The sequence below is a fragment of the Streptomyces sp. NPDC001914 genome, from assembly GCF_042891215.1.
GTDB lineage: Bacteria > Actinomycetota > Actinomycetes > Streptomycetales > Streptomycetaceae > Streptomyces.
The window spans coordinates 319,429-331,784 of the sequence record NZ_JBIASW010000002.1 but is presented as its reverse complement, the minus strand read 5'-3'; the positions used below and the strand labels follow the sequence as shown (position 1 = coordinate 331,784).

General features: G+C 71.3%; 11 protein-coding genes. 5 read left to right on the top strand and 6 right to left on the bottom strand.

Going from position 1 to position 12,356, the window contains the following annotated elements:
* Nucleotides 1-77 precede the first annotated feature (77 nt).
* A complete protein-coding gene (locus ACFYYF_RS06565; protein WP_388772076.1) occupies nt 78-1,154 on the top strand; it encodes a serine hydrolase domain-containing protein in 1,077 nt (358 codons plus the stop codon).
* 70 nt (nt 1,155-1,224) lie between these two features.
* Here the strand turns inward: ACFYYF_RS06565 and ACFYYF_RS06560 are convergent, their stop codons facing one another.
* Nucleotides 1,225-2,931, bottom strand: coding sequence for a glycerol-3-phosphate dehydrogenase/oxidase (locus ACFYYF_RS06560; RefSeq protein WP_361676564.1), 1,707 nt, complete (start codon nt 2,929-2,931; stop codon nt 1,225-1,227).
* Between the two features lie 270 nt (nt 2,932-3,201).
* Between ACFYYF_RS06560 and ACFYYF_RS06555 the strand changes: the two genes are divergently transcribed.
* From ACFYYF_RS06555 to ACFYYF_RS06545, 3 genes are all read left to right on the top strand, one after another.
* Nucleotides 3,202-4,410, top strand: coding sequence for a nucleotide sugar dehydrogenase (locus ACFYYF_RS06555; protein WP_361676567.1), 1,209 nt, complete (start codon nt 3,202-3,204; stop codon nt 4,408-4,410).
* Nucleotides 4,411-4,559: 149 nt separating this feature from the next.
* The gene (locus tag ACFYYF_RS06550) at nt 4,560-5,147 is read left to right on the top strand and encodes a hypothetical protein (protein WP_388772074.1); all 588 of its coding nucleotides are present in this window, start codon (nt 4,560-4,562) and stop codon (nt 5,145-5,147) included.
* Between the two features lies 1 nt (nt 5,148).
* On the top strand, nt 5,149-5,415 hold the full coding sequence (locus ACFYYF_RS06545; RefSeq protein WP_388772071.1) for a hypothetical protein: 267 nt from the start codon (nt 5,149-5,151) through the stop codon (nt 5,413-5,415).
* Nucleotides 5,416-5,494: 79 nt separating this feature from the next.
* On the opposite strand, the gene ACFYYF_RS06540 is transcribed toward ACFYYF_RS06545, so the two are convergent.
* The 4 genes from ACFYYF_RS06540 to ACFYYF_RS06525 all read right to left on the bottom strand — a co-directional run bounded on the left by ACFYYF_RS06540 (nt 5,495) and on the right by ACFYYF_RS06525 (nt 10,376).
* Nucleotides 5,495-6,619, bottom strand: coding sequence for a GuaB3 family IMP dehydrogenase-related protein (locus ACFYYF_RS06540; RefSeq protein ID WP_037626843.1), 1,125 nt, complete (start codon nt 6,617-6,619; stop codon nt 5,495-5,497).
* A gap of 139 nt (nt 6,620-6,758) precedes the next feature.
* Entirely contained in the window at nt 6,759-8,267 is a 1,509-nt protein-coding gene (gene guaB, locus ACFYYF_RS06535) for an IMP dehydrogenase (protein ID WP_361676576.1), read from the bottom strand.
* A 468-nt stretch (nt 8,268-8,735) separates the two neighbouring features.
* Nucleotides 8,736-9,311: a sigma-70 family RNA polymerase sigma factor gene (locus tag ACFYYF_RS06530; protein WP_361676579.1), complete on the bottom strand. Its 576-nt coding sequence runs from the start codon at nt 9,309-9,311 to the stop codon at nt 8,736-8,738.
* A 453-nt stretch (nt 9,312-9,764) separates the two neighbouring features.
* Nucleotides 9,765-10,376, bottom strand: coding sequence for a response regulator transcription factor (locus ACFYYF_RS06525; protein ID WP_003948568.1), 612 nt, complete (start codon nt 10,374-10,376; stop codon nt 9,765-9,767).
* Between the two features lie 389 nt (nt 10,377-10,765).
* On the opposite strand from ACFYYF_RS06525, the gene ACFYYF_RS06520 reads away from it, so the two are divergent.
* A complete protein-coding gene (locus ACFYYF_RS06520; protein ID WP_361676582.1) occupies nt 10,766-11,095 on the top strand; it encodes a WhiB family transcriptional regulator in 330 nt (109 codons plus the stop codon).
* Between the two features lie 316 nt (nt 11,096-11,411).
* Here the strand turns inward: ACFYYF_RS06520 and ACFYYF_RS06515 are convergent, their stop codons facing one another.
* Nucleotides 11,412-12,329: a LysR family transcriptional regulator gene (locus ACFYYF_RS06515; protein WP_388772066.1), complete on the bottom strand. Its 918-nt coding sequence runs from the start codon at nt 12,327-12,329 to the stop codon at nt 11,412-11,414.
* Nucleotides 12,330-12,356: the final 27 nt, after the last annotated feature.

Genomic DNA, 12,356 nt, shown 5'->3' with positions numbered 1-12,356 from the left:
TTCCGTGACCCGCCCCACGATGTTCCCGGGCACAGAAACGTGCCCCATGATGGGCCGCGACAAGGAAGGACCCCGCGATGCCATCGCCCCGGACACCTCGGACACTTCTGGCCATACCCCTGTCCCTGGCCCTGTTCGTCACGGTCCGGACCCAGCTTCCGGGGCATGTTCCGGCCGCCGCGCACACGACCGTCACCCGGGCCACGGACGCCGCGCTGACCCGCCTGGTGACCCGCGGCGGCGCTCCGGCCGCCGCCCTGCTCGCCGACGACACGTCCGGATCCCGGTTCACGAGCGCCGGAAACGGAATCTCCCGCTCCGATCATTTCCGTGCCGGAAGCATCACCAAGTCGTTCATCGCGACGGTCGTCCTGCAACTCGCCGACGAGCACCGGCTGTCCCTGTCCGACTCCGTCGACGACCATCTGCCCGGCCTGGTGCGCGGCGCGGGCAACGACGGCCGCCGCATCACCCTGCGCGACCTGCTCCGCCACACCAGCGGCCTCTACGACTTCACCGCGACGACCCGGGGCGCCGTCCCCGTGACCGCTCGTCAGGCTCTGCGCATCGCACTCACCCATCCCCCGGCCGACCGCGGCCGCTTCGCCTACTCGAACACGAACTACGTGGTGCTCGGCCTGATCGTCGAGCAGGTCACCGGCCACTCGTACGCCGCCGAGGCCGAACGGCGGATCATCAACCCCCTTCATCTGACGGGCACTTCGTTCCCGGGCGCCCGCACGACGCTGCCCGCGCCGCACGGCCGCGCCTACGCCGCCGACGGCTCCGACGTCACCGGGCTCGACCCGCGCGTGGCCGGCGCGGCGGGTGAGCTGGTGAGCACGCTGGCCGACCTGAACCGCTTCTACGCGGCCCTGCTCGACGGCACGCTGCTGCCCTCGCGCCGTCTGCGCGAGATGCTCGACACCCGCGCCGCACATGGCTCGTACGGCATGGGGCTGTTCCCGGTGAAGCTGCCGTGCGGGACCACGGTGTGGGGACACAACGGCCGGATCTCCGGCAGCTACGTGCGCAGCGCGGCCACCGTCGACGGTCGGCGTGTCCTCACCTTCCGGGTGAACACGGACGGGGTCACGGACCCGACGCTCGAACCGGCCCTGCTCGCCGCCGAGTTCTGTCCCCGCACCTCGTAGAACGGCCGGGCCCCGGGCGGAGATCCCTCCTCACCACACCCGTTCGAGTGATATCGGCAAAGAGCTCGGGTCAGAACTGCACGATCTCCGGCGCGCCCAGCCGGGCCGCGTCCGCCGTCAGGTCGTCCGGCTGCCGCTGGGACTCCCGCTCGGCCTCGACCCGCTTCTCGTAGTGCTCCACCTCGCGCTCGATCTGGTCCTTGTCCCAGCCGAGGACCGGCGCCATCAGCTCGGCGGCCTCGCGGGCGCTGCGGGTGCCCCGGTCGAAGGTCTCGATGGAGATGCGGGTGCGCCGGGTCAGGACGTCGTCCAGGTGGCGGGCGCCCTCGTGCGAGGCGGCGTAGACGATCTCGGCCCGGAGGTAGTCCTCGGCGGCCGGCAGGGGACTGCCCAGGGAGGGGTCCGCCGCGATGAGGGCGAGAAGCTCCTCGGCGAGCGATCCGTACCGGTTCAACAGGTGCTCCACACGCGCCACATGGATGCCGGTGCGAGCCGCGATCCGCGCTCGCGCGTTCCACAGCGCGCGGTACCCCTCGGCGCCGAGCAGCGGGGTGTCCTCGGTGACGCACTCGGCGACCCGCTGGTCGAGACCGTGCACCGCCGCGTCGACGGCGTCCTTGGCCATGACCCGGTAGGTCGTGTACTTGCCGCCGGCCACGACGACGAGCCCTGGCACCGGATGGGCCACGGTGTGCTCGCGCGACAGCTTGCTCGTGGCGTCCGACTCGCCGGCCAGCAGCGGGCGCAGCCCCGCGTACACCCCTTCGACGTCGTCCCGGCCGAGCGGCACGGAGAGCACCGAGTTCACATGCTCCAGCAGATAGTCGATGTCCGCGCTGGACGCGGCCGGGTGGGCCTTGTCGAGGTCCCAGTCGGTGTCGGTGGTGCCGATGATCCAGTGGCGGCCCCAGGGGATCACGAACAGCACGGACTTCTCGGTGCGCAGGATCAGGCCCGTCGTGGAGTGGATGCGGTCCTTCGGCACGACCAGGTGGATGCCCTTGGACGCGCGGACGTGGAACTGGCCCCGCTCCCCGACCATGGCCTGGGTGTCGTCGGTCCACACGCCCGTGGCGTTGACGATCTGCCGGGCGCGGACCTCGTACTCGCCGCCGCCCTCGACGTCACGCACCCGGGCCCCGACCACCCGCTCGCCCTCGCGCAGGAATCCGGTGACCCGCGCGCGGTTGGCCACCTTCGCTCCGTACGAGGCCGCCGTGCGCACCAGGGTCGCCACATAGCGGGCGTCGTCCATCTGCGCGTCGTAGTACTGGAGGGCGCCGATCAGCGCGTCCTTCTTCAAGGCCGGTGCGACGCGCAGGGCGTGGCGGCGGCTCAGATGGCGGTGGGAGGGCAGGCCGCGGCCGTGACCGCGGGCCATCGACATGGCGTCGTACAGCGCGACGCCGGAGCCCGCGTACAGCCGCTCCCAGCCCTTGTGCTGGAGGGGGTAGAGGAACGGGACGGGCTTGACCAGGTGCGGTGCCAGCCGTTCGAGGAGCAGGCCGCGCTCCTTCAGCGCCTCGCGGACGAGCGCGAAGTCGAGCATCTCCAGATACCGCAGGCCGCCGTGGATCAGCTTGCTGGATCTGCTCGACGTGCCCGACGCCCAGTCACGCGCCTCGACCAGGCCGGTGGACAGCCCGCGCGTCGCGGCGTCCAGCGCGGTGCCCGCGCCGACCACGCCCGCGCCCACGACCAGCACGTCCAGCTCGCCCTCGGCCATTCCCGCCAGTGACTCGGCACGCTCCGCCGGCCCCAGTGTCGCTGTCCTCACCGCTGCCTCCCGCTGTAGATCGCGCTGGCCGCACCCGTCCGGCGACGCCCGGCTCACTTCCCCCTGCCCAAAGTCTGACCGTCTCTCCCCTCATCGGCCACCGTCCGTCCTCAGCCTGTGGACAACTCTGGGCGACGCGTAGGGAATCTTGATCGATCAATCCCGTAAATCGGTCATATTTACTCCTAGTCTGACATTGCTCTCGCCCATCCTGTCCACAGGGCTTGCGCACCTGTCCCGCATCGGTTACTGGGAAGGACGGCCCACTCCATGCCCGCAGACCTCGCCGTCATCGGACTCGGTCCCCTCGGCCTGCCCCTGGCCCAGGCCGCCGTCGCCGCCGGCATCCCCACCCTCGGCTACAGAACCGGCCCGGAAGGCGGCTCCCTCACTGCCGCGGAACTGCGCCGGATGCTCGCGGGCGGCTTCCGCCCGGCCACGAACCCGGCCGAGCTCGGCCGCGTCCGCACCGCCGTCATCTGCGCACCGACCCCGCGGGGCGCGGACGGCTCCCTGGACCTCGGCCAGGTGGAATCGGCGGCCCGCACCCTGGCCGCGCGGCTGCGCCCGCACACCACGGTCATCCTGGAATCGCCGGTGCACCCCGGCACCACCGAGGCGTTCCTGCGCCCGCTCCTCGAAACCGGATCCGGGCTGCGCGCGGGGCGCGACTTCCACCTCGCCTACTCGCCCAGCCGGGTCGACCCCGGCAACCGCGACTTCACCCCCGCCGGGACACCGAAGGTCATCGGCGGCCTCACCCCCGCCTGCACCGAGTCGGCCGCCGCCTTCTACGGACGGCTCACCGACAAGGTCGTCCGCGCGCGCGGGCCGCGCGAGGCGGAGACCGTGCAGGTCCTGGAGACCAACTTCCGGCACGTCAACATCGCGCTCGTCAACGAGATGGCCGTGCTCTGCCACGACCTGAACGTCGACCTGTGGGACGTCATCCGCTGCGCCGAGACCAAGCCGTTCGGGTTCCAGGCGTTCCGGCCCGGCCCGGGAGTCGGCGGCCACGGGATCGCCCAGGACCTCGGCGGCCCCTCCGGACGCCCGCTGCGGATGGTCGAACTGGCCCGGCAGGTCAACAACCACATGCCCCAGTACGTCGTCCAGCGCGCCGCCGCGCTGCTCAACGAGCACGGCAAGTCCGCCCGGGCCGCGCGGGTGCTCCTCCTCGGCATCACCTACAAGGCCGACATCGCCGACCAACAGGGCTCCCCCGCCCACGAGATCGCCGTACGGCTGATGGAACTCGGCGCCTCCGTCAGCTATCACGACCCGCACGTACCGTCCTGGAGCGTGCTCGGGCGGCCCGTACCGCGCGCGGACTCCCTCTACGAGGCCGCGGCCGACGCCGACCTGACGATCCTGCTCCAGCAGCACCGCACCTACGACCTGCAAGGACTGTCCGTGAAGGCCCAACTCCTCCTGGACACACGGGGAGCGACCCCGACGGGAGCGGCGCACCGGCTCTGAGCCGAAGAATTGCCTCACCGACTGTCACTCCCCCCTGCTAACCTGCGGCAGCTCTCGCACACGCGTGCGCCCGTGCCCCGGGCGCCGCCAGGTGTGCGGCGACTTCACCAGCGCACAGCACGTGCGCCCGCATCCCTGGGGGGAACCACATGAGCCAGTCGACGCCGCCGTCCGGTCCACCGGCCGACGCCAACCCGCCCGCCGCCGCGCCCGCGCCCGCCGCTCCGGCCGACCAGCCGCCCGTCCCGCCGCAGGCCGCCGCGCCGCAGGGCCCCTGGCAGGGCGCGCCCCAGCCGGGCTTCCCGGTCGCGCCGCCCGCCCCGGCCGCCCCGGCGCGCAGCAACTTCCCGCTCGGCCTCGTCGCCTCGATCGGCGCCGGTGTGGTGTCCGCGATCCTGTACGGCCTGGTCATCGGCCTCACCAAGCACGAGATCGGCTACGCAGCCGTGGGTGTCGGCTTCCTCGTCGGCATCGCCGCGGGCCGTGTCGGCGGCCGCAGCCAGACCCTCCCGGTCGTCAGCGTGATCGTCTCCGTGGCGGCGGTCTACCTCGGCCAGCTCATCGGCGAGGCCATGATCATCGCCAAGGAGTACGGCGTCGGCTTCAGCGACGTCTTCTTCGACCACTTCAGCGTCGCCCAGGAAGGCTGGAAGGCCGACGCAGACCCGCTGACCTTCGTCTTCTTCGCGGTCGCCGCCTACGTGGCGTTCCAGAGCGCCCGCAAGGCCGGGGACTGAGGTGCCGGTCTGGCTGTTCCTGATGCTGTTCGGTCTGTCCGGCGCGGTCGCCGGGGGCTGGGTCGCCTTCAACATCCGGGGCGCCGCGGACGCCATGAAAGCCTTCCAGCAGCGCAGCCACGAGATGACCGCCCTCGCCGCCGGGACCTTCACCCCGCGGCCGGACCGGGTCAGCCGCATCGGCCTGCGGCCGTACGCCGCACTCGTCGGCCTCGCCGGCGCCAGCCTCGTCCTCGCGGGCGTGGCCGAGCTGCTGACCAGCCGCTGACGAGGCCAGAGAACACGACGAGGGCCCGGCCACCACACGGTGAACGGGCCCTCGTCGCGTACGGCCTAGGGCATGGGGACTACCGCTTGTGCTGGGAGTCCGCCACCGTCACCTCGACGCGCTGGAACTCCTTGAGCTCGCTGTAGCCGGTGGTCGCCATCGCGCGGCGCAGGGCGCCGAAGATGTTCATCGAGCCGTCCGGGATGTGCGACGGACCGGTGAGGATCTCCTCGATCGTGCCGACGGTGCCGAGGTCGACCTTCTTGCCGCGCGGCAGCTCCTCGTTCACCGCCTCCATGCCCCAGTGGTGGCCGCGGCCCGGCGCGTCGGTGGCGCGCGCGAGCGGGGAGCCCATCATCACGGAGTCGGCGCCGCAGGCGATGGCCTTGGGGAGGTCGCCGGACCAGCCCACACCGCCGTCGGCGATGACGTGCACGTACCGGCCGCCGGACTCGTCCATGTAGTCACGGCGGGCCGCGGCGACGTCCGCGACGGCGGTGGCCATCGGGACCTGGATGCCCAGCACGTTGCGCGTGGTGTGCGCGGCGCCGCCGCCGAAGCCGACGAGGACACCGGCCGCGCCGGTGCGCATCAGGTGCAGGGCCGCGGTGTACGTGGCGCAGCCGCCGACGATCACCGGGACGTCGAGCTCGTAGATGAACTGCTTCAGGTTCAGCGGCTCGGCGGCACCGGAGACGTGCTCGGCCGACACCGTCGTACCGCGGATGACGAAGATGTCCACGCCCGCGTCGACGACGGCCTTGGAGAACTGCGCCGTGCGCTGCGGGGAGAGGGCGGCGGCGGTGACGACTCCGGAGTCGCGCACCTCCTTGATGCGCTGCCCGATCAGCTCCTCCTTGATGGGAGCCGCGTAGATCTCCTGGAGACGGCGCGTCGCGCGCTCCGCGTCCAGCCCGGCGATCTCGTCGAGCAGCGGCTGCGGGTCGTCGTACCGCGTCCAGAGGCCTTCCAGGTTCAGGACGCCGAGGCCGCCGAGCTCGCCGATACGGATCGCGGTGGCCGGGGAGACGACCGAGTCCATCGGGGCGGCCAGGAACGGCAGCTCGAAGCGGTAGGCGTCGATCTGCCAGGCGATCGAGACCTCCTTCGGGTCCCGCGTACGGCGGCTCGGGACGACGGCGATGTCGTCGAAGGCGTACGCCCGGCGGCCGCGCTTGCCGCGCCCGATCTCGATCTCAGTCACGTTGTGGCCTTTCCCTCTTCGCTTCTGCGCCTCCCAGTATCCCCGACGCCCACGACAAGGGCGGCCCCGGAACCTCCGGGACCGCCCTCGTGGCGGGTCTCCACGCGCGCGTGGGAAGACCGATCAGCTGTACGGGTGACTACTTGAGGCGGCTGTAGTTCGGCGCCTCGACCGTCATCTGGATGTCGTGCGGGTGGCTCTCCTTGAGGCCCGCCGAGGTGATGCGCACGAACCGGCCGCGCTCCTGGAGCTCGGGCACGGTACGGCCGCCGACGTAGAACATCGACTGGCGCAGACCGCCGACCAGTTGGTGGACGACCGCGGACAGCGGGCCGCGGTAGGGCACCTGGCCCTCGATGCCCTCGGGGACGAGCTTCTCGTCGGAGGCGACGCCCTCCTGGAAGTAGCGGTCCTTGGAGAAGGAGCGCTGCTCGCCACGGGACTGCATGGCACCCAGGGAGCCCATGCCGCGGTACGACTTGAACTGCTTGCCGTTGATGAACAGCAGCTCGCCCGGGGACTCCTCGCAGCCCGCGAGCAGCGAGCCGAGCATCACCGTGTCGGCGCCCGCGACCAGGGCCTTGGCGATGTCGCCGGAGTACTGGAGGCCACCGTCGCCGATGACCGGGACACCGGCCGCCTTGGCGGCGAGCGACGCCTCGTAGATGGCGGTGACCTGGGGGACGCCGATGCCGGCGACGACGCGGGTGGTGCAGATGGAACCGGGGCCGACACCGACCTTGATGCCGTCGACGCCCGCGTCGATCAGGGCCTGCGCGCCGTCACGGGTGGCGATGTTGCCGCCGATGACGTCGACGCCCGAGGAGTTCGACTTGATCTTGGCGACCATGTCGCCGACCAGCCGGGAGTGGCCGTGCGCGGTGTCGACGACGATGAAGTCGACGCCCGCCTCGATCAGGGCCTGGGCCCGCTCGAAGGCGTCGCCCGCGACACCGACGGCCGCGCCGACCAGCAGACGCCCCTCGGAGTCCTTGGCGGCGTTCGGGTACTTCTCGGCCTTGACGAAGTCCTTGACCGTGATGAGGCCCTTGAGGACGCCGGCGTCGTCGACCAGCGGAAGCTTCTCGATCTTGTGGCGGCGCAGGAGCTGCATCGCGTCGTGACCGGAGATGCCGACCTTGCCCGTGACCAGCGGCATCGGCGTCATGACGTCGCGCACCTGCTGCGAGCGGTCGGTCTCGAAGGCCATGTCGCGGTTGGTGACGATGCCGAGCAGCTTGCCGCCGCCGTCGGTGACCGGCACACCGGAGATACGGAACTTGGCGCAGATCGCGTCGGCCTCGACGAGCGTGGCGTCCGGGCGCACGGTGATCGGGTCGGTGACCATGCCGGACTCGGAGCGCTTCACCAGGTCGACCTGGTTGGCCTGGTCCTCGATGGACAGGTTGCGGTGCAGAACACCGACGCCGCCCTGGCGGGCCATCGCGATCGCCATGCGCGATTCGGTGACCTTGTCCATGGCGGCGGAGAGCAGCGGGATGTTGACCCGGACGTTCTTCGAGATGTGCGAGGCGGTGTCGATCTGGTCGGGCGCCATGTCCGACGAGCCCGGCAGCAGCAGCACGTCGTCGTAGGTCAGCCCGAGTGTCGCGAATTTGGCGGGCACTCCGTCGACGTTGGCAGTCATGACACCTTCCCCAAATGGCCTTGATCGGTGCGGATGTCCATGCTAACGGGAAGCATGGCTCTCTCATTCCACGGTTGAGGGTGGGCTTCGGCTTCGTATGTTCGTACGGGATGACGGGCGTTCCCGTTCAGACCCGCGCCCGGAGAGGGGCGCGGAGCCCGCCCGGGCCGCCCGGCCCGAGGTGGGCGAGGGCCCGCGGGCCCTCGCCAGGCCTGCCGGAGGCGGCACCGTGCCGTCCCCGGCCGGGGTCGATCGGCGCCGCCGGGATCCGCCGCCCTTTGCCCGCGCTTTGCGGAGGAAAAGGGTCGCGGCGCGCGGGGCGCCCCTGACCGCAGTGACCGGCATCACCGGCCCGACACCACCGGAACGTGTCCCGCCGGCCCGGACGCGCCCGACTCGACCGGACGCCTGCCACCCGGTCGCGTCGGCGTGCCGTCCGCTCGCGTCGCCGCGACCGGATCCGGATTCCTACTGCTCCGCCAGTGCCCTCAGCCGGCTCAGCGCACGGTGCTGGGCCACCCGGACGGCACCCGGAGACATGCCCAGCATCTGGCCCGTCTCCTCCGCCGTGAGGCCCACCGCGATCCGCAGAAGGAGCAGCTCTCGCTGGTTCTCGGGGAGGTTGGCCAGGAGTTTCTTGGCCCATTCGGCGTCGCTGCTGAGCAGCGCGCGCTCCTCGGGTCCGAGGGAGTCGTCGGGCCGCTCCGGCATCTCGTCGGACGGGACGGCCGTGGACCCCGGATGGCGCATCGCGGCACGCTGGAGGTCGGCGACCTTGTGCGCGGCGATCGCGAAGACAAACGCCTCGAAGGGGCGACCGGTGTCCTTGTAGCGCGGCAGCGCGAGGAGCACCGCGACACAGACCTCCTGCGCCAGGTCCTCCACGAAATGCCGCGCGTCCCCCGGCAGCCGGGACAGCCGGGCGCGGCAGTAGCGCAGCGCGAGCGGGTGTACGTGGGCGAGCAGGTCGTGCGTGGCCTGTTCGTCGCCGTCGACCGCGCGAAGGACGAGCGCACCGATCCCCGTCGTCTCGTCTTCACGCATCGGTCCATGGTGCCTTGACGTCGTCCTGTCCGTGGCACCGCGTCCATAGTTGTGCACCGAAGCGTTATGAGCAGGTGCGCCGGAACTCATCTCCTGCGCCCTCCCCTTCCGCTCGACCGACTTGTCCCCAAGGAACTCCACACCTCAAGGATGCGGCATCCGCCGGGAAACGGAGTCCGGACACCGAGGAGGCACGCTCCAAAGGCCCGGCCCCACCCGCCGACCGGCGGGCAGGGACTGCCCATGTCATACCCGCGAGGCGGCTCACCCGAGGGCTGTCCGACGCTCCCCGACGCGTGCGCGAGGACGGCTGACGCGTGCGTGAAGACGGCTACGGCACCTCGCCGCGTCGCCGGACCGCCCGGATACGCCCAGTACGGGGAACGCCCTCCGCGTCGAGGTGCACCGCACCCGACGCCGCGCGCTGATCCACCGGGTGCCACGGGACACTCCTCAACGAACCAGGCCCCACCGGAATCCGAGCGCGACCGCGTGCGCCCGGTCCGAGGCGCCGAGCTTCTTGAAGAGCCGCCGGGCGTGGGTCTTGACCGTGTCCTCGGAGAGGAACAGCTCACGGCCGATCTCGGCGTTCGAACGTCCGTGGCTCATTCCTTCGAGCACCTGGATCTCACGCGCGGTGAGCGTGGGCGCGGCGCCCATCTCCGCCGAACGCAGTCTGCGCGGGGCGAGCCGCCAGGTCGGGTCGGCGAGCGCCTGGGTCACGGTGGCGCGCAGCTCCGCCCGCGAGGCGTCCTTGTGCAGATAACCGCGGGCGCCGGCGGCGACGGCGAGCGCCACGCCGTCCAGGTCCTCGGCGACGGTGAGCATGATGATGCGCGCACCGGGGTCGGCGGACAGCAGCCGCCTGACCGTCTCCACGCCGCCCAGTCCGGGCATGCGTACGTCCATCAGAATCAAATCCGAACGGTCGGCTCCCCAGCGGCGGAGGACTTCCTCGCCGTTGGCCGCCGTCGTCACGCGCTCGACACCGGGCACGGTCGCGACCGCGCGGCGGAGCGCCTCTCGGGCAAGCGGGGAGTCGTCGCAGACGAGGACGGATGTCATGACCGTCCTCCGCAGCTGATGCGCGTCACCTTGAGCCTCCAGGCTGTTACGAATCGTCACCTGTGCGGTCGACACTCGCAGGCGGATACATCCGCCTACCCGAGCGCTTGTTCCTTCAACCGCCTCAGCCATCTCAACGATGGTCACTCGAAAGAGTTACGGGGCAGTCGGCCGTCATCGGCACTGTACGTGAGGGCGCGGACACGGTGCAGACATGCGCGCCGACCCTCAACGTTTCATCACAACCCATGCCCCATTTAGCCTGTTTTCTTCCCATTAGCTGGTGTCTGAGGCTAGATTCGCAATGAGTCATATTTTCATCTCCTTAGATCGTAGATGTACGGTCGGTGGGCACAGAGCAGCCCAGAACGGCAACAAGGGGACACGCAATGGCAGATTTCTCCCGCCTTCCCGGTCCGAACGCGGACCTCTGGGACTGGCAGCTCCTCGCGGCCTGCCGAGGGGTCGACAGCTCGCTCTTCTTCCACCCGGAGGGTGAGCGTGGTGCGGCACGGAGCGCTCGTGAGAACTCGGCCAAAGAGGTCTGCATGAGATGCCCGGTACGCGCGGAGTGCGCGGCACACGCGCTCGCGGTGCGCGAACCGTACGGCGTGTGGGGCGGACTGACCGAGGACGAGCGCGAAGAGCTCATGGGACGGGCACGCAACCGACTGGTCTCGGCGGCGGCCCCTGGAAACGCTTCCGCTTCGAACAACTGAAGGAACGTTTCTGCCCTGAAGACGCGTACAGGTTCGGTGTGCGTACAGGCCGGTGCGCACGGACTGGAGGTGCGTACGCGACAGCCCGTACGGCGTGTGCAGCCCGTACGGCGTGTGCAGCCCGTACGGCGTGTGCAGCCCGTAGGGCGTGTCCACGGAGCACACGACGCGCACGACATGTGCAGGGGGCCGCAGCAGGAGTTGAGCCCCGCCGTGACGGCCCGGCTCCCTCGCGGGCCGAGCACCGGCGGGTGAAGCGCCGACGGGCGGAATGCCGACGGGCCGCCTGCTTGGCGGCCGAGTGCCGGCGGGCCGCCTACTTGCCGGCGGCGGAGTGCTGGCGGGCCGCCGCCCGTGCCAGCCGGTCCAGCGTCGCGGCCACTGCCGGGACCTCGGCGAGGTCCGGGAGGGTGAGCGCGACGATCTCGCGGCGCACCGCGGGCTCCACCGTCACGGTCCGGGCCCCCTTCGGGCGTACGGACTCGATCGCGAGTTCCGGGAGGACGGCGACGCCCAGTCCCGCGCCCACGAGCCCGACCACCGCCGGGTAGTCGTCGGTGGCGAAGTCGATGCGGGGCTCGAAACCCGCACCACGGCAGACCTCGACGAGCTGGCCGCGGCAGCGCGGGCAGCCCGCGATCCACGGCTCACCGGCGAACTCGCCGATCGCGACGGACCCCGCGCGCGCGAGCCGGTGCCGCTCGGGCACCAGGCCGACGAGGCGGTCCATGAGCAGGGGCCGTACGACGAGGTCGTCCCACTCCTCGACGCCCGGAGCGCTCTCGTAGCGGAAGGCGAGCGCGATGTCGCAGTCGCCGGCCCGGAGCTTCTCGACCGACTCCGGCGGTTCGGCCTCCTCCAGGGAGACCCGTGTGCCGGGGTGGGCCTCGCGCAGCGCGGCGAGGGCGGTGGGGACGAGGGTGGAGCTGCCGCTGGGGAAGGAGACCAGGCGGACGCGGCCCGCGCGCAGACCGGCGATCGCGGCGACCTCCTCCTCCGCGGCCGTGAGGCCGGCCAGGATGGTCGCCGCGTGCTTGACCAGGGCCTCACCGGCCTGGGTGAGGCGCATCTCGCGGCCCGTCCTGACGAGCAGCGGAGTGCCCACGGACGACTCCAGGGCCTTCATCTGCTGGCTGACGGCGGGCTGGGTGCAGCCCAGCTCGCGGCCCGCCGCCGAGAAGGACCCGGTGGTGGCGACGGCGCGCAGGACGCGGAGATGACGAGCCTCGATCACCTTTCGAGCATAAGCGCGTCTTGGGTG

Coding starts and splice junctions, on each gene's coding strand:
- ACFYYF_RS06520 (WP_361676582.1), top strand. CDS start 10,766: ATGGCAGATTTCTCCCGCCTTCCCGGTCCGAACGCGGACCTCTGGGAC.
- guaB (WP_361676576.1), bottom strand. CDS start 8,267: ATGACTGCCAACGTCGACGGAGTGCCCGCCAAATTCGCGACACTCGGG.
- ACFYYF_RS06550 (WP_388772074.1), top strand. CDS start 4,560: ATGAGCCAGTCGACGCCGCCGTCCGGTCCACCGGCCGACGCCAACCCG.
- ACFYYF_RS06565 (WP_388772076.1), top strand. CDS start 78: ATGCCATCGCCCCGGACACCTCGGACACTTCTGGCCATACCCCTGTCC.
- ACFYYF_RS06525 (WP_003948568.1), bottom strand. CDS start 10,376: ATGACATCCGTCCTCGTCTGCGACGACTCCCCGCTTGCCCGAGAGGCG.
- ACFYYF_RS06530 (WP_361676579.1), bottom strand. CDS start 9,311: ATGCGTGAAGACGAGACGACGGGGATCGGTGCGCTCGTCCTTCGCGCG.
- ACFYYF_RS06555 (WP_361676567.1), top strand. CDS start 3,202: ATGCCCGCAGACCTCGCCGTCATCGGACTCGGTCCCCTCGGCCTGCCC.